The following is a 24,727-nucleotide window of genomic DNA, read 5'->3' on the forward strand; positions in this document are numbered from 1 at the left end:
AGCCGGTCAGCCGTACGTGTCGCGCGGGCCGCGCGAGTCGGGGGAGCGGCGGGAGCCGCGGTTCCACGACGGCGCGCTCGGCCCGAGGACCTTGAGCTCGGTCACCGCCCCGGCCCCGATCTCCTCGTCGATGCGGGCGAGCATCGACGAGGCGAGCAGCCGCATCTGCGTGGCCCACGCCGTCGAGTCGGCCCGCACCGTCAGCACGCCGTCGACGAAGCTCACCGGCACGACGTGACCCGCGATGTCGGGGCCGACGATCTGCGGCCAGCGGCCCATGACGGAGCCGACGGCCACGTCGACCTTCCAGCCCCGGTCGAGCAGCAGCCGGTCGAGCTGGTCGCCGAGCAGCGACGGGTCCCGGCCGTCGCGGGCCGAGCCCGACAGCACGGCCGCCTCACCGATCGGGCGACGCCGCTTCTTTGGCCGCATCCCCGGGCGCAGGCCCTTCTCGGCGGCGCCGGCGCGGGCCCGGGCCAGGGCCGAGGCCGCCGCGTCGGCGATGCGGGTGTCCTCGTCGCTCGGGCCTGCGGCGGCGCCCTCCGCGCCGTCCGCGCCGACGCCCGCCGAGCCGTCGACGGCACTCTCGACCGGGGTGTCCCCCTCGGGCCCGTCACTCATCGAGAGCGTCCTCCTCGGCGGTCTCCTCGGCGACCGCGACGTCCACGGCCTGCACCTGGCCGAGCTCGACGGCATACGTGCGCCCCTGCTCCCGGAGCACGTCGGGCACGTCGGCGCCGACGGCGGCCGTGATGAGCACCTGCTCGCAGTCGGCGACGAGCCCGGCGAGCCGCTCCCGGCGACCAGAGTCGAGCTCCGCGAAGACGTCGTCGAGCACGAGCACGGGGTCGTCGCCGAGGTCGCGTCGCAGCAGCCGGTATGCCGCCAGCTTGAGCCCCAGCGCAAAGCTCCACGACTCGCCGTGGCTGGCGTAGCCCTTGGCCGGCAGCTCACCGAGCGAGAGCACGAGATCGTCGCGGTGGGGTCCGACGAGGGAGATGCCGCGCTCGATCTCGTTCTGGCGCACCTGCGCCATCGTGTCGAGCAGCCCGGTGCGCAGCTCGTCGATCTCGGGGACGTCACCCGCGGCCAGGCGGGCGGCGAGCTCCTCGTGCAGCGAGCTCTTGTACGTGGCGCGCGCCTGGGAGGACGCGTTGCTCACGGCGTCGTAGCAGTCGGAGAGGTGCGGGGTCAGGTCGCGCAGCAACCGCAGCCGCGCGTAGAGCAGCTGCGACCCGACGCCCGCCAGGTGGTCGTTCCACACGTCGAGCGTGTGCAGCGCCGCCTCGCGCGCCTCGTCGAGCGGGGGCTCCCCGTCACGCGGGCGCGGTGGGCGGCGCGCACCCCTGCGCAGCACCGGCGCCGCCGACTTCAGCAGGGCGTTGCGCTGCTTGAGGATCTTGTCGTAGTCCGAGCGCACCCCGGACCAGCGCGGCTGGCGCTGCACGAGCAGGTCGTCGAGGAAGCGGCGGCGCTCCGACGGGTCGCCCTTGACGAGGGCGAGGTCCTCGGGGGCGAAGAGCACGGTGCGCACCGTGCCGAGCACGTCACGCGGCCGCGACACGGGCGAGCGCCCGAGCCGCGCCCGGTTGGCGCGGCCCGGCGTGATCTCGAGCTCGACCATCGTCTCGCGCTCGTCACGCACGACCGCCCCCCGCACGACCGCCTGCGCGGCGCCGAACCGTACGAGCGGCTGGTCCGTCGCCACGCGGTGCGACCCGAGCGTCGCGAGGTAGCCGACCGCCTCGACGAGGTTCGTCTTGCCCTGGCCGTTGAGGCCGACGAGCGTCGTGACACCCGGCGACAGCGCGAGCTCGGCGCTCGGGTAGCTCCGGAAGTCCTTGAGGGTCAGGTGACGAACGTGCACGGAGGGCGCGAGGCTCCGCTCAGGCCTTCTTGGCGGTCTTCTTCGCCGCGCGCTTCTGGCCGCGCACGGTGTCGGCGCTGTCGGTCGCACGGGTCGAGGACGCGCGCCCGGAGGCAGCGGCCGCCTTCGCGGCACCGACGTTGGCCTTGGAGGCGGAGGCCGCGGCCTTGCTGCTCGCCTTCTTCGCCGAAGCCCGCTTGGCCGCCTGCTTGGTGGGGGACTCCTTCTTGGCCGACCGCTTGGCGGTCGCCGGCACGTCGCCCTGGCGCAGCTTCTCGCCCTCGGCGATCGTCATGACCTGGTGCCCGCCGAACTGGCCGCGCAGCGCCGCGACGGCCTGCATCGTCGGCGAGCTCGACTGGCGCGAGGCGAAGCGGGCGAAGAGGGACGCCGAGATGACCGGCATCGGCACCGAGAGCGCGATGGCCTCCTCGACGGTCCAGCGGCCCTCGCCGGAGTCGTTCGTGTAGTCCGACACGTCGTCGAGGTGCGGGTTCTCCTCGAGCGCGTCGACCATGAGGTCGAGCAGCCAGGAGCGCACGACGGTGCCGCGGCTCCACGCCTTGAAGGCGCCCGGCACGTCGGTGACGATGTCCTTCTTCTCGAGCAGCTCGTAGCCCTCGGCGTAGGCAGCCATCAGGCCGTACTCGATGCCGTTGTGCACCATCTTCGTGTAGTGCCCGGCACCGACCTTGCCGGCGTGGACGAAGCCCTCCTCGCGGGGGCCCTCGGGGCGGAGCGCGTCGAAGATCGGCATGGCCGCCTTGACCCACTTCTTGTCGCCGCCGCACATCAGGCCGTAGCCGTTCTCGAGGCCCCAGATGCCGCCGCTCACGCCGCAGTCGACGTAGCCGATCTTCTTCTCGCCGAGCAGCTTGGCGTTCTCGAAGTCGTCGGTGAAGCGCGAGTTGCCGCCGTCGATGACGAGGTCGCCCGGCTCGAGCAGGTCGGCCAGCTTGGCCACGGTCTCGCGGGTCGGGTCGCCGGCGGGGACCATGACCCAGACGACGCGCGGGGCGTCGAGCGCCTTGACGAGGGCCGGCAGCGTGCGGACGTCGGCGACGTCGGGGTTGCGGTCGTAGCCGACCACCTCGTGCCCTGCGCGGCGCAACCGCTCGCGCATGTTGCCGCCCATCTTGCCGAGACCGATGAGACCGAGCTGCATGACGCGAGCCTTTCTGCGGGGGGAGCGGGCGGTTCGAGGCTACGCCTGACCGCGACGCGCGTGCGTCGGTGGTCGGGCGGACCGGGGCTCAGTTGGCGAAGCGCACCGGCATGAGCACGTAGCGGTAGCTGCTGTCGGCGTCGCCGTCGGCCTCCGGCTGACCGGTGAGCACGGCGGGGCGGCTCGGCTGCGTGAACGACAGGCGGCTGTAGGCGGTGCCGACCGCGTGCAGGCCGTCGAGCAGGAACTGCGGGTTGAAGGCGATCTGGATCTCGGGACCGTCGAGGGTCGCCTCGACCGCCTCGGAGGCCTGGGCGTCGTCGCCCGTGCCGGCCTCGATGGCGACCTGGCCGTCGCTGAACTTCAGTAGCACCGGGGTGTTGCGCTCGGCCACGAGCGCGACACGCTTGACGGCCTCCTCGAGCGCGGCGGTCTCGATGACGGCCTCGGTGTCGACCGAGGTCGGGAAGATGGAGGTGACCTTGGGGTACTCACCGTCGAGCAGACGGGTCGTGGCGCGGCGCTGGCCGGCCTCGAAGCCGATGAGGCCGTCGCCGCCCTGGCCGAGGGCGAGCTCGACCGAGCCGGAGGCCCCGAGGGCACGGGCCGTGTCGGAGAGCTGGCGGGCCGGGATGAGCGCGACGTGGCTGGCATCGGTGGCCGAGGGGCTCCACGTCAGCTCGCGCATGGCGAGCCGGTAGCGGTCGGTCGCGAGGAGCGTCACCTTGTCGCCGTCGATCTCCATCCGCACGCCGGTGAGGATCGGCAGGGTGTCGCCCTTGTCGGCTGCCACCGAGACCTGCGCCACCGCCTGGGTGAAGACGTCACCGGCGATGGTGCCGCTCGTCTCGGGCGCCGCGGGCAGCGTCGGGTAGTCGGAGACCGGCATCTCGCGGAGTGCGAAGCGCGAGGACCCGCACGCGACGTTGACCTTCGTGCCGTCGGTGCTGACGTCGATGGGCTTGTTCGGCAGGTTGCGCGAGATGTCCGCGAGCAGCCGTCCGAGCACGAGCACCTGCCCGGCCTCGGCGACGTCGGCCGGCACGGTGATCCGCGCCGACACCTCGTAGTCGAAGGCGGAGAGGGTCAGCGTGCCGTCCTCGTTCGCGTCGACGAGCACGCCGGCGAGCACGGGGACCGGCGGGCGGGCCGGGAGGCCGCGCGCCACCCAGGTCACGGCCTCGGCCAGGACGTCTCGCTCAACCCGAAACTTCACGGTGCACTCACTTCGACGGGGAAGGACATTGGGGCTCAGACACTAGTGCCTGCCGGTGCTGCGCACCACACGCCCTCCCCGTCGTTCCTCCGGGTGCTTCCGGGGCCCTCCCCGAGGGGCCCTTCCGGGTCCTGTGGGGCGCCTCGTCCGGGGCGTCCGCTCGAGCCTCGTTGTCGGGGCTTCATCCAGGTAAGAGGGATCTCGTCATAGTCATAGGTGGTGTGGATGCTGTGGACAACCGGCGTCCGCGCAGGTCAGCGCCGTCGCGGCGGTGTGCACGGGGTGTGGGGGACCGACGCCGCCCGTGACGGCTGCCTGTGGACGCGATTCCGTCGTGCACATCGTCCTCACAGGCCGGCGCCCGGTTGTCCGCAGCTTTCCGGGCGATGTCCACAGTTGTCCACAGACCGGTGTGGAGAACACGGCGGCCGGTGCCCGTTTTGGGGCGCTTGCAGTGGATCCAGCTGTGGACCGTCGTCATCGCCACATCCACAGAGTTGTCCACAGCCGGTGGACAACGTCGTCGAACCGTCGGGTGGCCTGCCCCGCCCTTCGAGCCGACGTTGTGCACACAGTTGTGGACAGACCTGTGGACGGGTGTGGACGACCGAAGCCTCTCGGCGTGGACCGGTGAGGATGGAGTTCGCCGGCACGGCCGCCGGTCCTGCCCCACGGGTCTCAGTCCGGGGCGATGACGAGGTGGCGCGATGCCGACAACAGGCACTCGAAGAGGGCCTCGCCGTCGGGCAGCGGCCCGAGCTGGTCGAAGACCTCGCTCGTGACGGCGCCGAGCAGCAGCGTCCAGGCCGCCACTCCCTGCGCCAGGGTCGACGCGTCGAGGGCGAGGCCGGCGAACATCTCGTCCGCGAGCAGCGCTCCGAGCCCGGCGTCCGCCGCGCGGGGGTCGATGCCGACGGCATCCGGCCGGGCGAGGCGGGAGGCGGCGTGCGTGTCGTGGAGCAGGCGGACGAGGAGGGCGAGCACGGCCGTGCCCGGCTCCTGGGTGCGTTCGGCCGGTGCCTCGTAGTCGGGCACGGGCGAGCCGTAGAGCAGCGCGAAGTCGTGCGGGTGCTCGAGCGCCCACCCGCGCAAGGACCGGCCGATCGCGTCCCACCGCCCGGTGAGGTCGTCGGCCGGCACGGCGTCGTGGGCGAGCCGGACGGCTGCGGTGAGGGAGCGGTAGGAGTCGACGATGAGCCGCGTCAGCAGCTCGTCGCGGCTCTCGACGTAGCGGTAGACCCCTGACGACACCATGCCGAGGTCGCGGGCGACCGCGCGCAGGCTGAGCGCCGCCGCACCGTCGGTCGCGAGGTGCTCCCGGGCCACTCGGAGGATGTCGGCCTCGACGGCGAGCCGGTTGCGGGCGCGCTTGCCCAGGGGTGGGGAGGTCTCCATGGCCCGAGCCTGCCACACGCGGAGAAAAAATGTGAGCACCGCTCTTGCTTTTCTTCCCTCCGCGTCCCATCCTTGAAGTGTGAGCACTGCTCACGAAGTGGCGTCCCGCCCAACACCCGCCCAACACCCGCCCAACACCCGTCGAACCCAGGAGTCACCATGTCGCACCACCTCGTCCTCGGCGCCGGCGGCGTCGGTCGCAGCACGACCGCCGCCCTCGTCGCGCTCGGCCACACCGTCACCCTCGCCTCACGCTCCGGGCGGGTCACCGAGCAGCCCTGGCTCCGGAGCCACCCGGACGGCGCGAGCCGCGTCGAGGTCGTGGCCCTCGACGCGGGCGACGCCGCAGCCGTCACGGTCCGGGCCCGCGGCGCCGCCAGCATCGTCAACGCCGTCAACCCGCCCAGCTACACGACGTGGGACACCGACTGGCCGCCGGTCGCGGCCGCGACGCTCGCCGCCGCCGAGGCCACGGGCGCCGGGCTCGTCATCATCGGCAACCTCTACGGCTACGGCGAGGTCAGCGGCCCGATGCACGAGGACGACCCGCTGCGGCCCGCCGGCCACAAGGGTGCCCTCCGCGCCGACATGTGGCACGAGGCCCTCGCCCGCCACGAGGCCGGCCGCCTGCGCGTCACCGAGCTGCGCTCGAGCGACTACTTCGGGCCCGGCACGACCCCGCGCACGAGCTACCTGAACGACGTCGTCGTCGACGCGGTGCTCGGCGGCCGCACGCCCTTCGTGCCGGTGGGCCGACCCGACGCCCCGCACTCGTGGACCTACGTCCCCGACGTGGGCGCGCTCGCCGCCCGGGTCGCGAGCGGCGACGACGGCTGGGGTCGCGCCTGGCACGTGCCCACGGCCCCGGCGCGCACCCTCGAGCAGGCTGCCGCCGACGTGGCGCGGCTCGCCGGCGTGCGCAGCCGCCGGGTCCGCGTGCTGCCCCGAGCGCTCGGCACCGCGGCGGGGCTCGTCGTCCCCTTCATGCACGAGGTCCGCGAGACCCGGCACCAGTTCGAGCGACCGTTCGTGCTCGACTCGGAGCTGACGCAGCGCACCTTCGGGCTCGCCGCGACCCCGTGGGACGAGGCGTTGTCGACCACCATCGCCGCCCGCCGGGCCCGGAGGCCCGCCAAGGCGACGACGTCCACGACGGGCACCGGCGCGGACGCCGCGGCGTGACGCGGGCCGCTGCCGACGGCATACGCCATCGGGCCGGGCCCGGGTGAGGGAACCTCAGTGGGACTGCTGGCGGATCCGGTTGGTCAGCTCGGTGACCTGGTTGTAGATGGCGCGGCGCTCGCCCATCAGCTCGCGGATCTTGCGGTCGGCGTGCATGACGGTGGTGTGGTCGCGGCCGCCGAAGTGCTGGCCGATCTTCGGCAACGACAGGTCGGTCATCTCACGGCAGAGGTACATCGCGATCTGGCGGGCCGTCACGAGCTGGCGCGAGCGGCTCGAGCCGCAGAGGTCCTCGAGCGTCACCGCGTAGTACGCGGCGGTCACGGCCATGATCGTCGCGGCCGTCACCTGGTTGGGCGTCTCGTTGGGCAGCACGTCCTTGAGCACGATCTCGGCGAGCGGCAGGTCGACGGCCTGGCGGTTGAGGTTGCTGAAGGCCGTGACGCGGATGAGCGCGCCCTCGAGCTCGCGGATGTTCGTGCTGAAGTTCGTCGCGATGTACTCGAGCACCGGGTCCGGCACGGTCATCCGGTCCTGGATGGCCTTCTTGCGCAGGATCGCGATGCGGGTCTCGAGGTCGGGCGGCTGGACGTCGGTGAGCAGGCCCGACTCGAAGCGGGTGCGCATCCGGTCCTCGAAGCCCGAGAGCTCACGCGGCGGCAGGTCGCTCGTGATGACGATCTGCTTGTTCGCGTTGTGCAGCGTGTTGAAGGTGTGGAAGAACTCCTCCTGCGTCTGCAGCTTGCCCTGGAGGAACTGGATGTCGTCGATGAGCAGCACGTCGACGCTGCGGTAGCGGCTCTGGAACGCGCTCGCCTTGTCGTCGCGGATGCTGTTGATGAAGTCGTTGGTGAACTCCTCGGAGTTCACGTAGCGCACCCGCACGTTGGGGAACATGGTGCGCGCGTAGTGGCCGATCGCGTGGAGCAGGTGCGTCTTGCCCAGCCCCGACTCGCCGTAGACGAAGAGCGGGTTGTACGCCTTGGCCGGCGCCTCCGCGACCGCGACCGCCGCGGCGTGCGCGAAGCGGTTGCTCGCGCCGATGACGAAGGTGTCGAAGGTGTACTTCGGGTTGAGGCGCGTGTCGCCGGGCGACGTCGGCTCGGGCCGCTGCTGCAGGCGCAGCGGCCCGCTCTCGCCGCCGCTCAGCGGGTCGGGCCCGAGCTCCATGCGCGTCTGCCCGCCCGGGTATGCCGTCTGGCGCGGTTCGTCGAGGTCGGCGCCGTTGAGGGCGGGCGCGCTCTCGGCGAGGTCGCGCAGCGGGTCACGGAGCGAGGAGCCGCCCGAGCCGCTGCCCGAGCCGGTGCGGCTGAAGTCGCGGCCGGTGTCCCGCGAGCCGTCGCGCGCGCCGTCACGGGACCCGTCGTGCACGGCGGCATGACCGGTCGGCTCGTCGTGGATCATGCCGAGGTCGGTCTCGAGGCTCTCGTCGACCGACACGGCCAGCTGGACGGGGTGGCCGAGCTGCTCGGCGAGCGCGGTGTGGATCTGCTCGCGCACCCGGGTCTCGAGGAAGTCCTTGGTGAAGGTGTTGGGAGCGCGCACGAGCGCCGTCTGGTCGAGCACGCCGATGAGGCGGCAGAGACGGACGAAGGCGCGCTCCTGGTTCGACAGACCGACGGCGTCGAGCGTGCCGAGGGTCTGCTGCCAGATCTGCGCGTAGTCCACGCCGGTCTCGACCACGTCTACTTCCACCTGCCCCTGAGTTCATTACGCCTGCTGCGTGACCGGCGCGGGGGGCGGGTTCCGTGGGCGGAGCCGGTGCCTGGGCCGGGTCGGACGACGGGTGCGTCCGCTTGTCCTGGTGAACGATGCCCTGTTGTCCACACGTTTGTCCACAGCCTGTGCATGGGGGTGGTGAGGGTCGTCGAAGGTGAAAACGTACAGGTCTTCGCGGGGCAGTGACAATCCGAGGACCGGGGCAAATCTCGGCGGCGCGGCGTGTCGGCTTGCATTCGCCCGCAGACGTCCGAGGATCAGATGTTTTGCTCCTCGCGCCTGCCGCGCGCCCCCCGGTTTGACCCTCGTTCCGGCGCTCCCGTATCGTTGACCGAGCGTGTCTGCGACCTCTTTCGCATGCCCATGGCCCCGAGACCGGCACGCCGGGCCTCGGAGCTCCACGGGCTTGCCGATTGCGGTCGCGTCGACACCGCCCATCGGGTCACACCCAGCCAGACCAGTCAAGCCGGGGACCGGACCGTCCCCGGACGGGCCCCCGCAACCTACGGAGAACCTCGTGAGCAAGCGCACCTTCCAGCCGAACAACCGTCGCCGCGCCAAGACGCACGGCTTCCGCCTGCGCATGCGCACCCGCGCCGGCCGCGCCATCCTCGCCGGCCGTCGTCGCAAGGGCCGCGCCGAGCTCTCGGCCTGAGTCGCCGGGAGGCCCGGCGTGCTACCGGCACGTCATCGCCTGCGTGAGCGGGCTGACTTCACCTCGGTGGTGCGCGGGCCCGGCGCCAGCAGAGCAGGCGGGCGACTCATCGTCGTGCATGCCAACCGGACCGATGCGCGTGCGGATCTTCCGCCGCGCGTCGGTTTTGTTGTGTCCAAGGCCGTCGGCAACGCGGTGGTGCGCAACCGGACGAAGCGCCGGCTGCGGGCCAGCATGGCGGCGCGCCTCGCGCAGCTGCCGGCAGGCCTGGACCTCGTCGTGCGCGCCAACCCCGCAGCGGCCGATGCCGGCTGGGCGCAGCTCGACGGAGCGGTGGAGCGCCAGCTCGACACCGTGTGCCGGGGGCGGCGGCCGTGACGCCGGCGCCGGGGACACCGGGCTCCTGGGTGGGCCGCGTGCTCGCGGCGCCGCTCGTGCTGCTCGTCCGGCTCTACCAGCGCCTCATCTCGCCGATGCGCCCCGCCACCTGCCGCTTCTACCCCAGCTGCTCGCAGTATGCGGTCACCGCGCTCACCCGGTTCGGACCCCTGCGGGGCAGCTGGCTCGCAGCGCGCCGGATCGGGCGGTGCAACCCCTGGAACCCCGGCGGGGTCGACCCCGTTCCGAGGACGTGGGCGCAACGCAACGACTGGCACCCGTCCGACTACCGCCCCACGACCTGACCACCCGGCACAATGGGCCGACCAGAGTGATCGTCCGGCACCGACTCGGTGCCCGGCCGCACGACGGGCGCAGCGCCCGATGACAGAGGACACACGTTGATCGACTTCTTCAACACCCTGCTCTATCCGATCAAGTTCGGTGAAGCGTGGGTCATGTACGCGTGGCACTGGCTCTTCGACATCATCGGCCTGCCCACCGGCTGGGCGTGGGCCATGTCGATCGTCGGCCTGACCGTGGTCGTCCGCGTGCTGCTCATCCCGCTCTTCGTCAAGCAGATCCACTCCTCGCGCCGGATGCAGCTGATCCAGCCCGAGATGCAGAAGATCCAGAAGAAGTACAAGGGCAAGCGCGACCCGGAGAGCCAGAAGGCGCAGCAGGCGGAGATCATGGATCTCTACCGCCGCACCGGCACCAACCCGTTCAGCTCGTGCCTGCCGATCCTCATCCAGTCCCCCTTCTTCTTCGCGCTCTTCCAGCTGCTCAACAACCTCAAGGCCCAGGCCGAGGGCGTGCCGGGGCACAACGCGATCGGCCCGATCACCAACGAGGTAGCCCGCCAGATCGAGAGCTCGACGATCTTCGGCGCGAAGCTGTCGGACGCCTTCCTCACGAGCGGTGACCTCAGCGTCAAGATCCTCACGGCCGTGCTCATCGTGCTCATGTCGGCGACGACGTTCACGACGCAGTACCAGCTGATGCGCAAGAACATGCCGGCCTCCGCGCTCGACAACCCGTTCGCCAAGCAGCAGAAGGTGCTCCTCTACCTGATGCCGATCTTCTTCGCGATCTCCGGCATCAACTTCCCCATCGGTGTGCTCCTCTACTGGCTGACCACCAACCTCTGGACCATGGGCCAGCAGTTCTACGTCATCCGCAACATGCCGGCGCCGGGCTCCGAGGCCGAGCGCGCCCGTCGTGAGCGGCTCAAGCGCCGCGGCAAGGACATGGACGAGCTGACCGTGCCCGGCCTCGCCGAGGCCGACGCCGTCGCGGACGACGCCCCCAGGGCGGGTCAGCGGCAGCAGCCCAAGGGCAAGAAGCGCGCGAAGACCCAGACCCCCCGGCCGCAGGCGCCGAAGAACGGCCGCTGAGGCTCCATCCACAGACTTTTCCACACCAGCCCCGCCCCTGACCTGCACGGATGCCAGTTGTCCACAGGCCGGGACGGTGAACGAAGGAGCACCCATGAGCGACACCCAGGCCACCGAGCGCGACGACGCGTCGGCTGCTGAGACGACTGAGACCGTGGAGACCCCGGAGACCCTGGAGACCGCTGTGGCCTCTGCGACGGCCGCGGCGCCGGCGACCGGCGCGGAGGTGACGGCTGGCGACGCCGGCGTCGACGAGGCGCAGCCGTCCGTCGAGAGCGTCGACGACACGAGGTCTGGCGACGACGAGCAGTCGGCGGACGAGGCGTCGTCCGCACTGCCTGCCACCAAGGGTGAGAAGGGCTCGCGCGTGCGTCAGCTCGAGCGCGAGGGGGAGGTCGCCGCGGACTTCCTCGAGAGCCTGCTCGACATCGCCGACCTCGACGGTGACATCGACGTCGACGTCGACGGGGACCGCGCCGCCATCGCCATCGTCGACTCGGACGAGGGCCGGGTGCCGCGTCGCCTGGTCGGCACCGACGGCAAGGTGCTCGAGGCGCTGCAGGAGCTGACCCGGCTCGCCGTCCAGGCCGAGACGGGTGAGCGAAGCCGTCTCATGCTCGACATCGCCGGCCACCGCGCCGAGCGTCGCTCCGCCCTCGTCCAGCTGGCACAGGCCGCGATCGCCGAGGTCAAGGAGTCGGGCGCCAAGCGGTCCCTCGAGCCGATGAGCGCCTTCGAGCGCAAGGTCGTGCACGACGAGGTCGCAGCCGCTGGTCTCGTCTCCGAGTCCGAGGGTGTCGACCCGAACCGCCACATCGTCATCCTCCCGGCGTGAGCGAGCCGCCCCGTTCCACGTGAAACGGGGCGGGCTCACCCCACCGGACCATCCACCACCAGCACGAGGAGCACGAGCGCGTGTCGGACCTCGGCCCTGACGGGCCCGGCGACCCGAGCGTGCCGCCCACCCCAGCGGTGGCGGCGCTCGTCTTCGGTGACCGGCTGGAGCTCGCGGAACGCTTCGTGGCCGTGCTCGCCGACACCGGGATCAGCCACGGCCTGATCGGACCCCGTGAGGCCCCGCGGCTGTGGGACCGCCACGTGCTGAACTGCGCCGTCGTGCACGAGGCCATCCCGCGCGGCTCGCAGCGCCAGCAGCTCATCGACGTCGGCTCCGGCGCCGGCCTGCCCGGCCTGGCCCTCGCCATCGCCCGACCCGATCTCGACGTGCACCTCGTCGAGCCCCTGGCCCGCCGCACCGGGTGGCTGTCCGGCGTCGTCGCGCAGCTCGACCTGCCCAACGTCACGGTGCACACGGCGCGGGCCGAGGCCGTGTGGGACCGGTTGCAGGCCCCCTGGGTCACCGCGCGGGCCGTGTCGCGCATCGTCCAGCTCGCCGAGTGGACCCTTCCGTTGCTCGAGGCGGGCGGGAGCCTGCTCGCCCTCAAGGGCGAGCGGGCAGCCGAGGAGCTCACCGAATCCCGTTCGGCCCTGCAGCGGCTGGGCGTCGTCGACGCCGCGGTCGAGACCTACGGGGCGGACCGCCTCGCCGCCCCCACCTTCGTGCTGCGGGTCACCATCGACGAGGTCGTCGATCGGCGCCGGTTCCGGTCACGCACTCCCTCGAGCGCCGGTTCGGCCCGCCGTCGGGCCGACCGTCCGCGCGGCACGCGCCGCAACGGCTCGGCGGGCGGCGATCCGCCCCGCCGTCCGTCATGATCGTCCCCAGACCATTACGAGCGGCTCGGCGAACGGCACTGCCGTGCCGCGCCGCACACCCGGAGGTGCTGTCCCTGTGACGATGTCGACGAACCTGGGCTGGCCCAGTGAGCCGGAGCCGACGGCCGAGCACCGCAGACTGGGTTGGCTGGCTCGCGCGCTGGCAGTTTCACGTGAAACCGGGCACGACACCGACGGAGCTCCTGGTGCAGCCGGGCCCCAGACCGTGACGAGCGCACAGCCTGTGGACAAGCCGGTGGACGAAGAGCCCGAAAAGGCCCCGAACGAACGGGAATCCGGCACTTCCGACGCTGGGGACAACGTTGTGGACAAGGTGGCCCCGGTCGAGGGGGAGTCGGCGCCCGCGGAGGTCCCGGCACCGGCCAGACCAGTGTCGGGCGACTCCGACGACCGGGATGAGCTCGCCTCGGCGATCCCGGCGGTCGGGGAGGACACCCCGCTGGCGAAGGCTCTCGCCGACAACGCCAGGCGGCGCATCCACCTCACCGGACGTCAGTTCCCCAAGCCGGCCCAGCCGCGCGTCATCACGGTGTCGAACCAGAAGGGTGGCGTCGGCAAGACGACGACGACGGTCAACATCGCCGCCGCCCTCGCGCAGTCGGGGCTGCGCGTGCTCGTCATCGACCTCGACCCGCAGGGCAACGCGAGCACCGCGCTCGGCATCGACCACCACGCCGAGGTGCCCTCGATCTATGACGTGCTGGTGGACGGGACGCCCCTGCTCGACGTGGTGCAGCCGTGCTCGGCCGTGCCGAACCTGCACTGTGCACCGGCCACCATCGACCTGGCGGGCGCCGAGATCGAGCTCGTCTCGCTCGTGGCCCGTGAGTCGCGCCTGCAGAAGGCGATCCTCGCCGCGGCCACGTCCGGGCACGGTTTCGACTACGTGCTCATCGACTGCCCACCGAGCCTCGGGCTGCTCACGGTGAACGCCATGGTCGCGGCGACCGAGGTCTTCATCCCGATCCAGTGCGAGTACTACGCCCTGGAAGGTCTCTCGCAGCTGCTCAAGAACATCGACCTCATCAAGCTGCACCTCAACCCCGACCTGCACGTCTCCACGATCCTGCTGACGATGTACGACGGACGCACGCGGCTCTCGGCCCAGGTGGCCGACGAGGTGCGGGAGCACTTCCCGAACGACGTGCTGCGCACCACCGTGCCCCGGTCGGTCCGGGTGTCCGAGGCGCCGAGCTTCGGCGAGACGGTGATGACCTACGACCCGGGCAGCAGCGGTGCACTCGCCTACCTCGAGGCCGCGGGTGAGCTGGCTGACCGAGGGGCGGCGGACGGCGCCTGAGCCGTCGCCGTTCCACGTGAAACAACCTGGTGCGGCATGGGCGGCCCCACCACGGGTTTCACGTGGAACCTGGCTGCGCGCCGAACGGCACTGACCGGCCCTGACCGGCACGAGCGACAGACCGCAGGGCAGCAGAACAGCACGCAACGGCCTGTTTCACGTGGAACGGCCGGAAGGATGCGGTTCCACGTGAAACACGACTCAGCCTGAGCGGGCCGACTGTTCCACGTGAAACGAACGGCAAGTGTCGGCAGGGGCCGAGGGCCCAGGTCGGGCCGAGACCGGGAAGCACCTACACTGATCGCCGGACGCGACGAGCGCGTCGGCACGACGAGGAGTTGGCGGATGGCGGAGAAGCGGCGAGCACTGGGTCGAGGGCTGGGAGCACTCATCCCGAGCGCACCGAGCAACGGAGCCGGACGTCCTGTCGACGTCTTCTTCGCGGAGCAGAACACGGCCGACTCGGCGGAGGCCCGCGCAGGCAGCGCCTTCCACCGCACACCGGGCACGACGTCGCCGACCTCGCCGACCTCGCCGACCTCGCCGACGTCGCCCGAGAAGGACGGTGCCGCGGCCGAGCCGCGCAGCGCCGATGCGGACCGGTCCGACCTGCTCCCCGCCGCCGAGCACGATGTCGAGGCAGGTCAGGCGGTTGCGAATGCGAATGCCGACGCTGGTTCGTCGAGCGACGCCGTCGACGCCGCAGGCAGCGCGGACTCGGCAGAGAGCGCGGACCCGGCGTCGGCCGCCGACCAGGGCCTGGCCGTCGTGCCGGGTGCGGAGTTCGCCGAGCTCGACGTCGACGCCATCCGGCCCAACCCTCGTCAGCCGCGCACGGTCTTCGACGAGGACCACATGGACGAGCTCGTGCACTCGATCCGTGAGATCGGCGTGCTGCAGCCCGTCGTCGTGCGCCGGATCCCCGCCGACCAGCGTGCGGACGCGCAGGGCCGCTCCTTCGAGCTCATCATGGGCGAGCGGCGGTGGCGGGCCTCGCAGGCGGCCGGCATGACGTCGGTGCCCGCCATCATCAAGGAGACGAGCGACGACGACCTGCTGCGCGACGCCCTGCTCGAGAACCTGCACCGCAGCCAGCTCAACCCGCTCGAGGAGGCGGCGGCCTACCAGCAGCTGCTCGACGACTTCGGGTGCTCGCACGAGCAGCTCGCCACCCGCATCGGCCGCTCACGCCCGCAGATCTCGAACACGTTGCGCCTGCTGAAGCTCCCGCCGCTCGTGCAGCGCCGGGTGGCCGCAGGCGTGCTGAGCGCCGGCCATGCCCGTGCGCTGCTCGGCATGGCCGACGCGGCCGCCATGGAGCGGATGGCCCAGCGGATCGTCGCCGAGGGCCTGTCCGTGCGCACCGTCGAGGAGCTCGTCTCGCTCGGCGAGGGCAACGAGTCCCCCCGGGCGCGCCGTCCGCGGGCCGGCAGCCGTCATCCGCAGCTCGACGACTTCACGGCCGGCCTCGCCGACCACCTGGAGACCCGCGTCGCCATCGCTCTCGGCCAGCGCAAGGGCAAGATCACCGTGGAGTTCGCCTCGATGGAGGACCTGCGCCGCATCCTCGACCTCATGGGCATGGCGCCGGAGGAGCGCCCCTGACGGAGGTCAGAGCCAGGGCGGCGGTCGAGGCACGAGCATCACGGTCAGGCCGTCGACCCGCCGGGCCGGGGCTGCCGACGGGTACCGTGCCACGTCGTGGGCGATGAGGTCGCACTCGACGGGGCGGCACCACCTCGGGTTGAGCCCGCGGTCGACGTAGAGCATGTTCCGCAGCGTCACGGCGGTCATCGACCCCTGGACGGTGGCCCGCCACCGCGGCTCCATCCACAGCACGACCCGCTGCCCCGGGTGGTCGGCCGCGAGGCGTGCGGTCTCGTCGACGATCACGTCGTACTGCGCCCGGGTGGCCTGGTGGTCACCGAGGTCGACCCGCCAGGCCGCGAGACCGAGCGACGCCAGGAGCACCAGCGCACCGGCTGCGACGACGCGCAGTCGCCCAATTCCCTTGAGCAGCAAGGCAATTGGCAAGCAGATCGCGGGCCAGGCCCAGAGCGACGCCCGTTCGCCCGTCACGACGCCGGTGACCACCGTCAGTCCGCCCTCCAGGCCGACGACGACGCCGACGGCGCCGAGCAGCACGAGCGCCGAACGCCTCGTCGCGCGCACGACCACCGCGACGACGAGGCCGACGGCGCCCACGACCCACGCCCACCCCAGCGAGGAGCCGAGCGCCTCGAGCTGTGAGAGGTAGCGACCGACGTTGGTCACGAGGTCCTCGGGGCTCCGCAGCGGGTTCGGGCGTCGCCACGCCGAGATGGTGACCCCGAACTGACCGAACGCGACGGCGTTGAGGGCGAAGGTCAGCAGGATCCCGAGCCCGTAGGCGGCGACGAACCCCACGGCAAGCAGCACGATGCGGCGCGGGGGCGCGGCGAGCTCGGTGAGGGCCAGCGCCAGCACGAGGAGCGCGGCCACGGGCGGGTAGGAGCACACCGCTGCCACCACGAAGCCCACGAGCCACGCGGCGAGCGTGAGGGTCCGGCGACGCGCCCACGGCAGCGTCCAGACGGCCGCGGCGGCGACGAGCATGGCTGCCGACAGGGTGCCCGGCCAGTAGGCGAGGCGCACCCAGACCGGCGAGGCGCACAGGGCGAGCGTGGCGAGGAAGACGGAGAGGCCGCCGCGCAGCCTCAGCAGCCAGACGAGCCCGACGACGAAGGCGCCGTAGGCCGACACGAACACCGCCATCGCCACGGGGACGGGTGTCCGCCGGCCGACGACGAACCAGTACGCCGTGTTGAGCCACCGCCCCTCGTAGCGGTTGCGCGCGACGTGCGCGGTCGACCCCGGTGCTCCCTGCGGCAGCACGGCCGGCCAGTCGTCATGACGCAGGAACGGGTGCAGCAGCTGGCTCAGCATGCCGCCCACCACCACGGCGACGACGATCGCGAGGACGGCGAACACCCAGCCCGGCAGGCGCGCCCCGGGCGCGAGCGGTGTCGGCGTCGTGCTCACCGCGGAACGGGTGGCCTGACTCATGCGACCCCCAAGGACGTGCTCGGGTCGCGCCCCTCGACGACGGACCACGGTCTCGGACCATCCACGGTAGCGCCCGTCCCGACCGGGCGGCTGGTAGCAGGCCGTGAACCCCATCCGAGCTCGCCGGGTACGGATCCAGGGTGCGGTCGTCGCCGTGCGCCACCGGACCGGGAGGACGACATGCCCGAGGGACACACCATCCACGCGCTGGCCCGCCGCCTCGAGCGGGCCTTCCGTGGCCACGAGGTGGCGGCCTCGAGCCCGCAGGGGCGCTTCTCCGCGGACGCCGAGCGGCTCGACGGCCGGGTGCTGGAGCGGGCGAGCGCCTGGGGCAAGCACCTCTTCGTCGAGGTGGGCGACGCCACCTTGCACGTCCATCTCGGCCTCATCGGCTCGTTCCACGTGAAACCCCGTGCGGCCGAGGCGGTGCCGCCGCCGGTGGGAGCCGTCCGCCTGCGGCTCGTCGGGCCGACGCACTGGGCCGACCTGCGTGGACCGATGATCTGCACGCTCGTCGACGCGTCGCGTCGCCGGGAGATCATCGCGGGCCTCGGCCCCGACCCCCTGCGTCGCGCCCAGCGGCCGGAGGCGGGCTGGGCGCGGCTGCACCGCAGCCGCCGCACGCTGGCCGAGCTCCTCATGGACCAGTCGGTGGTCGCCGGGGTCGGCAACGTCTACCGGTGCGAAGTGCTCCACCGCCTCGCCGTCGACCCGTTGACGCGGGGCGTCGACGTCTCCGTCGAGGTGTGGGGCGAGATCTGGCAGGACCTCGTGCTGCTCATGCCCCTCGGCGTGACGTTCGCGCAGATCATCACCATGCCCGACCAGGTGGCCGACGCGACCCGGACGCGCGGCTCGGCGAAGGCTCGCACGATCACCCGCGCCTCGACCGGCGAACGCCTCGGCAACACGTTCGAGCGGCGCTTCCTCGTCTACAAGCGCACCGGTCAGCCCTGCCCCCGGTGCTCGAATCCGTTGCAGCAGAGGGAGATCGCCGGACGCCGGCTCTACTGGTGCCCGGCCTGCCAGCTGCGCCACTGAGGGCCTGCCCGGCGCGGTCCTACGCTGGGGCCATGCAGACCAGCGGCACCCGACCCCCGCCGACCCATGTCATCGCGCACCTGTCGGACCCCCACCTCGCCGCGGGAGACGGCCTGCTGGCCGGCCGCATCGACACCCGCGCGCAGCTGCGCCAGGCACTCTCCCGCGTGGAGGCCTGCGGTGAGCGCATCGACGCCGTCGTCATCTCGGGAGACCTCGCCGACCGCGGGGACGAGGCGGCGTACGAGCTGCTGCGCACGATCGTCGAACCGGTCGTCGAGCGCCTGGGGTGCGCCCTCGTGCTGACCGGTGGCAACCACGACGAGCGCCGGCCGATGGCGCGCGTGCTGCACGGACGCGACACGGACGACCCGCAGGACACGGTGACGACGGTGCGCGGCCTGCGCATCGTGGCCGTCGACTCCGCCGTCCCCGGCTACCACCACGGCGGCCTCTCCGACGCGCAGTACGCCTGGCTCGCAGACGTGCTCGCTACCCCGGCGGAGCACGGCACCCTGCTCGTGGTGCACCACGCCCCCATCACGTACCGCTCACCCGTGATGCAGCTGCTCGACTTCAGGGACGCCGGTCGACTGGGCGGTGTCCTCGAGGGCACCGACGTGCGGGCCGTGCTGAGCGGCCACCTGCACGTGACGAGCTTCGGCACGCTCGGGGGCATCCCCGTCCTCGTCGCCGGGGGAGTCAGCTACGTCGACGACGTCGGCGCGCCCCGCCACCTGCTCATGGGTGTCGACGGGCCGCAGTCGTGGAACCTCGTCGAGGTGCACGGCGACGGCGTCGTCAGCACCGTCGTGCCCGTCGAGCAGCACGAGACGTGGCCGGCGCTCTCGCCGGCCGTCTCGGAGTTCATGGCGACGGTTCCCGAGGAGGACCGGGCCGAGGTCTTCTCCCGCAAGCCGGTCTGAGCCGGACCGAACCGCGGGAATCCGTTCGGGACGCCGTGTCGAGACGGGGAGACCGCGTTCGACGTGGGGGTGAGGACTTGACACGCAGGTCGGGACGACGAGGAGTCGCACGATGGAGCAGCAGCTGGAGAAGACCACGTCGGCGGACGGGACGACGATCGCCTACGAGACCTACGGGTCCGGCCCGGTCGCCGTCGTGGTGGGTGGGGCGTTCTGCGACCGGGGGGCCTTCCGCGACCTCGCGCAGGCGCTGGGAGGGCGCGGCCTGACGGGCGTCACCTACGACCGGCGCGGTCGTGGCGACAGCGGCGACAACCAGGCCGGATCCGACGACTGGCGCCGGACCGTGCTCGCCCACGAGGTCGAGGACCTGCGCGCCGTCCTCGCGACCGGCGAACCCGACTCTCCTGCCTACCTCTTCGGCGTCTCGTCGGGTGGGGCCCTCGTCATCGAGGCGATCGCGGCCGGTGCGCCCGTGACGAGGGCCGCAGCCATCGAGGTGCCCTACCGCAGCGCGGCGTGGCCGGCACCCGACGACTACCTCGGCACCCTCGAGCGCTTCGAGGCCGCAGGCGACCGGGAGGGCATCCTGCGCTACTTCAACGGCGTCGTCGTCGGGATGCCCGACGCGATGGTCGACGGCCTCGTGGGGACGCCGGTGTGGGAGCCGATGCTCTCGATGACGTACACGGTCAAGTACGACGGGCTCTGCCTCGGCGGTGACGACCAGAGCCTGCCCGTCGACACCCTGCGAGCGGTCACGGTGCCGTTCCTCTCCGTGTGCAGCAGCGGCACGGCCATGCCCCCGCTGCACGACGCCGCCCAGGCCCTGGCCGACGCGCTGCCCGACGGTCGCGCCGTGGAGCTGCCCGGTGAGTTCCACCAGGTGCCCGCTCCCGTGCTCGCTCCGGCCCTCACGGAGTTCTTCCTCTCCTGACGACCGCATGCCGTCGGGTTCACCTGCAGGACAGGGGAACCCGACGGCATACGGCGTCGGAGCCCAGGCGTTGGGGCGCTCAGGCGTCGAGGAGGGCGAGCACCGGGTTGTGCTCCGCCGGCACGACCTCGCGGGGCGGCCCGGGCGGCGTGCCGTCGCCGAAGGGCGAGCCACCGAGCTGCTCGCGGCCGTGCGGCGTGGCCCAGTTCTCGAGCGCCGGACCCAGCGGGATGACGCCGGTGGGGTTCACGTCCTTGTGCACGACGTAGTAGTGGGCCTTGATGTGCGTGAAGTCCACCGTGTCACCGAAGCCGGGCGTCTGGAAGAGGTCGCGGGCGTAGGCCCAGAGGGCCGGCATCTCGACGAGCTTGCTGCGGTTGCACTTGAAGTGGCCGTGGTAGACGGGGTCGAAGCGCACCAGGGTCGTGAAGAGACGCACGTCGGCTTCGGTGATGTGGTCGCCGACGAGGTAGCGCCGCGTGGAGAGTCGCTCCTCGAGCAGGTCGAGGTTCTCCCACAGCCGGCGGTAGGCCTTGTCGTAGGCCTCCTGCGTACCGGCGAAGCCGCAGCGGTAGACGCCGTTGTTGACGTAGCGGTAGATGGGCTCGCTCACGGCCTCGATCTCGTCGGCGAGCGCCTCGGGGTAGAGGTCCGGGGCGCCCTCGCGGTGCAGGTCGCGCCACTGCGTCTCGAGGTCGACGGTGATCTGCTTGAAGTCGTTCGTCACGACGGCGCCGGTCGGGACGTCGACGATGGCCGGCACCGTGATCCCGCGCGGGTAGTCGGGGTCGCGGCGGAAGTAGGCGTCCTGGATCCGGGGGATCTGCAGCACGGGGTCGAGACCGCCGGGGTCGAGGTCGAAGGTCCAGCTGTTCTTGTCGTGCGTCGGCCCGCAGATGCCCATCGACAGGGCGTCCTCGAGGCCGAGCAGGCGCCGCACGATGATCGCGCGGTTCGCCCACGGGCAGGCCCGCGCCACGACGAGCCGGTAGCGACCCGCCTCGACGGGGAAGCCGTCACGGCCGTCCGCGGTGATGCGGGTCGTGATGTAGTTGGTGTCGCGCTTGAAGCTCGTCTCGACGTAGGTGCCCGCTTCGCTCATGGGTTCACCCTAGTTCGCGGCGCCGTGTCGCCGGAGGACGGGGCGAGGGACAGAATGGCTCCATGAGCCCGACGCGGAGTCGCGATGCGTGAGCTGCTGCCCCTCACCCCCGACCGCGTGGGCGACCTCGTGGGTGCGTGCGCGCCGTGCACCTACTGGCAGACCGTGCCGCGCAACGGCCACCACGACGACCGTGAGCCGCTCGAGCTGCTCGCCGAGTGGGTGGCCGGCGTCACCGACGACTGGGGCCCACCGGGGCGGGTCGCCTACGTCGACGGCCGGCCGGCCGGGCACGTCGTCGTGGCACCCGCCCACCACGTGCCGCGGCTGGCGGCCTTCCCCACCGCTCCGGCCGACCCGTCCACGCTGATCCTCGTCGCGGCCGTGGTCGTGCCGGAGCAGGCCGGCCGGGGCCTGCGCAAGGTGCTCGTCCAGGCCGCGGCCAAGGACGCCCTGCGCCACCGGATGCGTTCGCTCGACGCCGTGGCAGCCCGGCCGCTCGCCGTGGGCCGGCACACCTGCGTGCTCGACGTCGGCTTCCTCGAGAAGGTCGGCTTCCGGGTCGAGCGCGACCACCCGACCTACCCGCGCCTGCGGATCGACCTGCGCGCCGTCGTCACCCTGCGCGACGAGGCCGCCGCCGCGTTCGCCAAGGCCATGGCGTGGGTGCCGGGTGGGCGACCCGTGCCGGAGACGCACCCGAACGGCTCGAGCCACGCCCGCGTGAGCGACAGGTCCTAACCGACGGTGCGGTCGGCCCGCGCCGACCGGTCGGTCCCGTGGTGGGCCGTGGCGCCGCCGCCGGGCGCGCCGTGGCCCCCGCCGACCTGCTGGGCGCGCATCGTCTCGAGGTGACGGCGCAGGTCGTCGAGGCGCAGCACGCCCGTGCGCGAGGTGTCGGCCTCACCGAGGTAGACGCGCTGGAGCGCGACGACGACGGCCTCGGCCACCCGGTCGAGGGTGTGCGTATCGGCCAGGGCGGCGGCGTCGCCGTCGTGGCTGAGGTAGCCGAAGTCGAGGCGGACGGCCGGCATCCGGGTGCGTCGCAGCAGCGGCCACGTCCGGGCGTGCGAGCGGCAGTCGGTGAGGCCGGTGCGCGCGACGACCTCGCGCAGGAGCAGGTCGGCGAAGCTCTCGCCGATGACCGACCAGTCCCCCCGGCGCGCGTGGTCGGGGTGGCCGTAGAAGTACGTGGCCGCCCCGTGCGCGAGGCCGGAGTCGGAGTGGTCGGTGTGCAGGGAGAGCACGAGGTCGGCGTCGCAGGAGTTCGCGAACGCCGCGCGCTCCTCGTCGGTGCCGCCGTCGGTCGACTCGGTGCGGGTGAAGACGACGTTGACGCCGTGCGCCGACAGGCGCCCCTCGACGCGTCGGGCGAGGTCGAGGGCCAGGGCCGACTCGACGAGGCCGTGGTGGCCGCCCGCGCCGGCGTCGGTGCCGCCGTGACCCGGGTCGAGCACGATGGTGCGGCCGCTCAGGCTGTAGCCGCTGCGGCGCAGGTGCTCGCGCTCGCGCAGGGCGTTGGCGGAGCCGCCGCTGACCGACCGGCGCAGCCCGGCGAAGGCGCGCATCGTCTCGGGCCCCGCGGTGCCGTCGGGCGTCAGCCCCACGGCGGCCTGGAAGGCGCGCAGTGCGGAGTCGGTGCTCGGGCCGTGGATGCCGTCGACCTTGCCCGGCGCGAAACCGAGCTCGGCGAGGCGCCCCTGGAGGGCCACGACGTCGTCGCCCTCGATGAAGTACTCGGGCACGTAGCGCAGCACGCGGTCGCCGAGCCCCCATCGCGAACCGTCGAGGACGGCATACGTGGAGCGGCCGACGATGCCGTCGACGATGAGGCCACGGCGCTGCTGGAACGACTTGACCGCCTCCTCGACCTCGTGGTCGAAGACGGCGCGGTCGTCGCGGGCCGGCTCGAGGTCTGCGGCCGGCAGGTCGCCCGACAGGACGAGGCGCTCGCGCACGGCCGCCACGGCGGCGCCGGAGTCGCCGCGGCGGAGCACGACGGAGTGCTGGGGGGTCATTCCGGCTCCTTCCTGGGGAGGCGGCTCCGGGCGGTGTGACGCGGTGGGCGGTCGGCGGTCCGGAGCGGGCGGTGCCGAGAGCAGCGTAGTACGCGCGGAGGGGGCGGCACCGGCACGGTGACCGCCCCCCTCGTGGCTGCTCGCCGTCAGGCGATGAACTCCTCGAGCTCGCGCAGCAGCTTCGGCTTCGGGTGCGCACCGACGATCGACTTGACGACCTCGCCCTTGACGTAGACGTTCAGCGTCGGGATCGAGACGACGCCGTAGCGGGCGGCCGTGTCGACGTTCGCGTCGGTGTCGAGCTTGACGATCTCGATCTTGTCGCCGTACTGCTCGTTGATCTCCTCGAGGATCGGGGCGACCTTGCGGCACGGGCCGCACCACGTCGCCCAGAAGTCGACGAGCACGGGCTTGTCGCTCATGAGGACGTCGTCGGCGAAGGTGGCGTCGGTCGTGTTCTTCAGTGCCATGTGGGGGTTCCTTCTCGTGGTTGGCGTGGCTGCGGCGGGTGGGTCGAGGCTAGGCGTCGGCGCCGACGGTGACGCGGGGGTCGGGGATCTCGCCCGCGTCGGTCTCGTCGATGGCGGCGGCCTCGGCAGCGGCCTCGGTGGCCGTGGCGGTGTCGTTGAGGGCGGCGAGGAAGTGCTCGGCGTCGAGGGCCGCGGCGCAACCGGAGCCGGCCGCGGTGATCGCCTGGCGGTAGGTGTGGTCGACGAGGTCGCCGGCCGCGAAGACACCAGGCAGGTTGGTGCGCGTCGACCGACCGTCGACGAGCACGTAGCCCGCCTCGTCGGTGTCGACGACGCCCTGGACGAGCTCGTTGCGCGGGTCGTGGCCGATGGCCACGAACAGGCCGGTGATCTCGAGGTCACGGGTCTCGCCGGTGACGGTGTCGCGCAGGGTGACGCCCGACAGCTTGCCCTCGCCGTGGATCTGCGCGACCTCGGAGTTCCACGCGAAACGGATCTTGTCGTTGGCGAACGCGCGGTCGGCCATGATCTTGCTGGCGCGCAGCTCCTCGCGGCGGTGGATGATCGTCACCGTGCGGGCGAACTTCGTCAGGAAGGTCGCCTCCTCGATGGCCGAGTCGCCGCCGCCGACGACCGCGATGTCCTGGTCGCGGAAGAAGAAGCCGTCGCAGGTGGCGCACCACGAGACGCCGTGGCCCGAGAGCTCCTTCTCGCGGGGCAGGCCCAGCTCGCGGTAGGCCGAGCCCATCGAGAGGATGACGGCCTTGGCGCGGTGCACGCGGCCCTCGCCGTCGGTCACGGTCTTGACCTCGCCAGTCAGGTCGACGGCGGTGACGTCGTCGGTGACGAGCTCGGCGCCGAAGCGCTCGGCCTGCGCGCGCATGCCGTCCATGAGGTCGGGCCCCATGATGCCGTCCTTGAAGCCCGGGAAGTTCTCGACCTCGGTCGTGTTCATCAGCGCGCCGCCGGCCGTCACGGCACCCTCGAAGACGAGGGGGGCGAGGTTGGCGCGGGCGGCGTAGACGGCGGCGGTGTAGCCGGCCGGGCCCGAGCCGATGATGATGACGTTGCGGACGTCGGACGTGACGTCGGACATGGGTTGCTCCTCGAGTGCTCTGGTGTCGCGGGCGGGCGGGCGTGGTCGGGCCGTCGCCTCCCGGCGCCGTGCCGCGGGACC

At 72.3% G+C, this 24,727-nt stretch carries 24 protein-coding genes; 13 read left to right on the forward strand and 11 right to left on the reverse strand.

Annotation, left to right across the window (positions count from 1 at the left end; genetic code table 11):
- Positions 1 to 6 precede the first annotated feature (6 nt).
- The 5 genes from ABT295_RS15190 to ABT295_RS15210 all read right to left on the reverse strand — a co-directional run bounded on the left by ABT295_RS15190 (position 7) and on the right by ABT295_RS15210 (position 5,643).
- On the reverse strand, positions 7 to 621 hold the full coding sequence (locus tag ABT295_RS15190; protein ID WP_352395241.1) for a DciA family protein: 615 nt from the start codon (positions 619 to 621) through the stop codon (positions 7 to 9).
- Entirely contained in the window at positions 614 to 1,867 is a 1,254-nt protein-coding gene (recF, locus tag ABT295_RS15195) for a DNA replication/repair protein RecF (protein WP_352395242.1), read from the reverse strand. The genes ABT295_RS15190 and recF overlap by 8 nt, the downstream gene beginning before the upstream one ends.
- Before the next feature lie 19 nt (positions 1,868 to 1,886).
- Positions 1,887 to 3,032 carry a phosphogluconate dehydrogenase (NAD(+)-dependent, decarboxylating) gene (gene gnd, locus ABT295_RS15200; RefSeq protein WP_502991166.1) on the reverse strand — a complete coding sequence of 382 codons (1,146 nt, stop codon included), beginning with the start codon at positions 3,030 to 3,032 and terminating at the stop codon, positions 1,887 to 1,889.
- Positions 3,033 to 3,120: 88 nt separating this feature from the next.
- The gene (dnaN, locus tag ABT295_RS15205) at positions 3,121 to 4,248 is read right to left on the reverse strand and encodes a DNA polymerase III subunit beta (RefSeq protein WP_352395243.1); all 1,128 of its coding nucleotides are present in this window, start codon (positions 4,246 to 4,248) and stop codon (positions 3,121 to 3,123) included.
- Positions 4,249 to 4,926: 678 nt separating this feature from the next.
- Positions 4,927 to 5,643: a TetR/AcrR family transcriptional regulator gene (locus tag ABT295_RS15210; RefSeq protein ID WP_352395244.1), complete on the reverse strand. Its 717-nt coding sequence runs from the start codon at positions 5,641 to 5,643 to the stop codon at positions 4,927 to 4,929.
- Positions 5,644 to 5,802: 159 nt separating this feature from the next.
- Here ABT295_RS15210 and ABT295_RS15215 point away from each other — a divergent pair, with 159 nt between their 5' ends.
- On the forward strand, positions 5,803 to 6,825 hold the full coding sequence (locus tag ABT295_RS15215; RefSeq protein WP_352395245.1) for an NAD-dependent epimerase/dehydratase family protein: 1,023 nt from the start codon (positions 5,803 to 5,805) through the stop codon (positions 6,823 to 6,825).
- Between the two features lie 54 nt (positions 6,826 to 6,879).
- On the opposite strand, the gene dnaA is transcribed toward ABT295_RS15215, so the two are convergent.
- Complete coding sequence (gene dnaA, locus ABT295_RS15220) at positions 6,880 to 8,508, reverse strand: chromosomal replication initiator protein DnaA (protein WP_352395246.1); 1,629 nt, start codon at positions 8,506 to 8,508, stop codon at positions 6,880 to 6,882.
- 553 nt (positions 8,509 to 9,061) lie between these two features.
- On the opposite strand from dnaA, the gene rpmH reads away from it, so the two are divergent.
- The 8 genes from rpmH (at position 9,062) to ABT295_RS15260 (ending at position 15,616) form a co-directional block, all read left to right on the forward strand.
- A complete protein-coding gene (rpmH, locus tag ABT295_RS15225) occupies positions 9,062 to 9,199 on the forward strand; it encodes a 50S ribosomal protein L34 (RefSeq protein WP_028051105.1) in 138 nt (45 codons plus the stop codon).
- A gap of 18 nt (positions 9,200 to 9,217) precedes the next feature.
- On the forward strand, positions 9,218 to 9,577 hold the full coding sequence (rnpA, locus tag ABT295_RS15230) for a ribonuclease P protein component (RefSeq protein ID WP_502991168.1): 360 nt from the start codon (positions 9,218 to 9,220) through the stop codon (positions 9,575 to 9,577).
- On the forward strand, positions 9,574 to 9,882 hold the full coding sequence (gene yidD / locus ABT295_RS15235) for a membrane protein insertion efficiency factor YidD (protein ID WP_352395247.1): 309 nt from the start codon (positions 9,574 to 9,576) through the stop codon (positions 9,880 to 9,882). Before rnpA ends, yidD begins: the two co-directional genes overlap by 4 nt.
- Before the next feature lie 96 nt (positions 9,883 to 9,978).
- Entirely contained in the window at positions 9,979 to 10,974 is a 996-nt protein-coding gene (yidC, locus tag ABT295_RS15240) for a membrane protein insertase YidC (RefSeq protein ID WP_352395248.1), read from the forward strand.
- Between the two features lie 94 nt (positions 10,975 to 11,068).
- Positions 11,069 to 11,809 carry a Jag family protein gene (locus ABT295_RS15245; RefSeq protein WP_352395249.1) on the forward strand — a complete coding sequence of 247 codons (741 nt, stop codon included), beginning with the start codon at positions 11,069 to 11,071 and terminating at the stop codon, positions 11,807 to 11,809.
- 80 nt (positions 11,810 to 11,889) lie between these two features.
- A complete protein-coding gene (rsmG, locus tag ABT295_RS15250) occupies positions 11,890 to 12,690 on the forward strand; it encodes a 16S rRNA (guanine(527)-N(7))-methyltransferase RsmG (RefSeq protein WP_352395250.1) in 801 nt (266 codons plus the stop codon).
- Positions 12,691 to 12,838: 148 nt separating this feature from the next.
- A complete protein-coding gene (locus tag ABT295_RS15255; RefSeq protein WP_502991179.1) occupies positions 12,839 to 14,011 on the forward strand; it encodes a ParA family protein in 1,173 nt (390 codons plus the stop codon).
- A 345-nt stretch (positions 14,012 to 14,356) separates the two neighbouring features.
- Positions 14,357 to 15,616, forward strand: a complete 1,260-nt coding sequence (locus tag ABT295_RS15260; RefSeq protein WP_352395252.1) for a ParB/RepB/Spo0J family partition protein — start codon at positions 14,357 to 14,359, stop codon at positions 15,614 to 15,616.
- A gap of 6 nt (positions 15,617 to 15,622) precedes the next feature.
- Here ABT295_RS15260 and ABT295_RS15265 read toward each other — a convergent pair whose 3' ends face one another.
- Entirely contained in the window at positions 15,623 to 17,056 is a 1,434-nt protein-coding gene (locus tag ABT295_RS15265; protein ID WP_352395253.1) for a hypothetical protein, read from the reverse strand.
- Positions 17,057 to 17,236: 180 nt separating this feature from the next.
- Between ABT295_RS15265 and ABT295_RS15270 the strand changes: the two genes are divergently transcribed.
- The 3 genes from ABT295_RS15270 (at position 17,237) to ABT295_RS15280 (ending at position 19,960) form a co-directional block, all read left to right on the forward strand.
- A complete protein-coding gene (locus tag ABT295_RS15270) occupies positions 17,237 to 18,097 on the forward strand; it encodes an Fpg/Nei family DNA glycosylase (protein ID WP_352395254.1) in 861 nt (286 codons plus the stop codon).
- 32 nt (positions 18,098 to 18,129) lie between these two features.
- A complete protein-coding gene (locus ABT295_RS15275; RefSeq protein WP_352395255.1) occupies positions 18,130 to 19,023 on the forward strand; it encodes a metallophosphoesterase in 894 nt (297 codons plus the stop codon).
- A gap of 112 nt (positions 19,024 to 19,135) precedes the next feature.
- Entirely contained in the window at positions 19,136 to 19,960 is an 825-nt protein-coding gene (locus ABT295_RS15280) for an alpha/beta hydrolase (RefSeq protein ID WP_352395256.1), read from the forward strand.
- Positions 19,961 to 20,039: 79 nt separating this feature from the next.
- Here the strand turns inward: ABT295_RS15280 and ABT295_RS15285 are convergent, their stop codons facing one another.
- Positions 20,040 to 21,062: a glutathione S-transferase family protein gene (locus tag ABT295_RS15285; protein WP_352395257.1), complete on the reverse strand. Its 1,023-nt coding sequence runs from the start codon at positions 21,060 to 21,062 to the stop codon at positions 20,040 to 20,042.
- Between the two features lie 84 nt (positions 21,063 to 21,146).
- Between ABT295_RS15285 and ABT295_RS15290 the strand changes: the two genes are divergently transcribed.
- The gene (locus tag ABT295_RS15290) at positions 21,147 to 21,803 is read left to right on the forward strand and encodes a GNAT family N-acetyltransferase (protein WP_352395258.1); all 657 of its coding nucleotides are present in this window, start codon (positions 21,147 to 21,149) and stop codon (positions 21,801 to 21,803) included.
- Here ABT295_RS15290 and ABT295_RS15295 read toward each other — a convergent pair.
- The 3 genes from ABT295_RS15295 to trxB all read right to left on the reverse strand — a co-directional run bounded on the left by ABT295_RS15295 (position 21,800) and on the right by trxB (position 24,646).
- Positions 21,800 to 23,080: an N-acetylmuramoyl-L-alanine amidase gene (locus ABT295_RS15295; protein WP_352395259.1), complete on the reverse strand. Its 1,281-nt coding sequence runs from the start codon at positions 23,078 to 23,080 to the stop codon at positions 21,800 to 21,802. The two genes, ABT295_RS15290 and ABT295_RS15295, sit on opposite strands and share 4 nt — an antisense overlap.
- A 146-nt stretch (positions 23,081 to 23,226) precedes the next feature.
- Entirely contained in the window at positions 23,227 to 23,550 is a 324-nt protein-coding gene (gene trxA / locus ABT295_RS15300; RefSeq protein WP_344061202.1) for a thioredoxin, read from the reverse strand.
- 49 nt (positions 23,551 to 23,599) lie between these two features.
- Complete coding sequence (gene trxB, locus ABT295_RS15305; protein WP_352395260.1) at positions 23,600 to 24,646, reverse strand: thioredoxin-disulfide reductase; 1,047 nt, start codon at positions 24,644 to 24,646, stop codon at positions 23,600 to 23,602.
- Between the last annotated feature and the right edge of the window lie 81 nt (positions 24,647 to 24,727).

Source organism: Terrabacter sp. NPDC000476, from assembly GCF_040300125.1.
Classification (GTDB): domain Bacteria; phylum Actinomycetota; class Actinomycetes; order Actinomycetales; family Dermatophilaceae; genus Terrabacter.

Excerpts from the sequence above, each read along its gene's own strand:
- trxB (WP_352395260.1), bottom strand. The coding sequence starts at position 24,646 with ATGTCCGACGTCACGTCCGACGTCCGCAACGTCATCATCATCGGCTCG.
- ABT295_RS15290 (WP_352395258.1), top strand. The coding sequence starts at position 21,147 with ATGCGTGAGCTGCTGCCCCTCACCCCCGACCGCGTGGGCGACCTCGTG.
- ABT295_RS15265 (WP_352395253.1), bottom strand. The coding sequence starts at position 17,056 with ATGAGTCAGGCCACCCGTTCCGCGGTGAGCACGACGCCGACACCGCTC.
- trxA (WP_344061202.1), bottom strand. The coding sequence starts at position 23,550 with ATGGCACTGAAGAACACGACCGACGCCACCTTCGCCGACGACGTCCTC.
- ABT295_RS15260 (WP_352395252.1), top strand. The coding sequence starts at position 14,357 with ATGGCGGAGAAGCGGCGAGCACTGGGTCGAGGGCTGGGAGCACTCATC.
- ABT295_RS15210 (WP_352395244.1), bottom strand. The coding sequence starts at position 5,643 with ATGGAGACCTCCCCACCCCTGGGCAAGCGCGCCCGCAACCGGCTCGCC.
- ABT295_RS15270 (WP_352395254.1), top strand. The coding sequence starts at position 17,237 with ATGCCCGAGGGACACACCATCCACGCGCTGGCCCGCCGCCTCGAGCGG.
- ABT295_RS15275 (WP_352395255.1), top strand. The coding sequence starts at position 18,130 with ATGCAGACCAGCGGCACCCGACCCCCGCCGACCCATGTCATCGCGCAC.
- ABT295_RS15245 (WP_352395249.1), top strand. The coding sequence starts at position 11,069 with ATGAGCGACACCCAGGCCACCGAGCGCGACGACGCGTCGGCTGCTGAG.
- ABT295_RS15190 (WP_352395241.1), bottom strand. The coding sequence starts at position 621 with ATGAGTGACGGGCCCGAGGGGGACACCCCGGTCGAGAGTGCCGTCGAC.
- ABT295_RS15280 (WP_352395256.1), top strand. The coding sequence starts at position 19,136 with ATGGAGCAGCAGCTGGAGAAGACCACGTCGGCGGACGGGACGACGATC.
- ABT295_RS15215 (WP_352395245.1), top strand. The coding sequence starts at position 5,803 with ATGTCGCACCACCTCGTCCTCGGCGCCGGCGGCGTCGGTCGCAGCACG.
- ABT295_RS15295 (WP_352395259.1), bottom strand. The coding sequence starts at position 23,080 with ATGACCCCCCAGCACTCCGTCGTGCTCCGCCGCGGCGACTCCGGCGCC.
- gnd (WP_502991166.1), bottom strand. The coding sequence starts at position 3,032 with ATGCAGCTCGGTCTCATCGGTCTCGGCAAGATGGGCGGCAACATGCGC.
- ABT295_RS15285 (WP_352395257.1), bottom strand. The coding sequence starts at position 21,062 with ATGAGCGAAGCGGGCACCTACGTCGAGACGAGCTTCAAGCGCGACACC.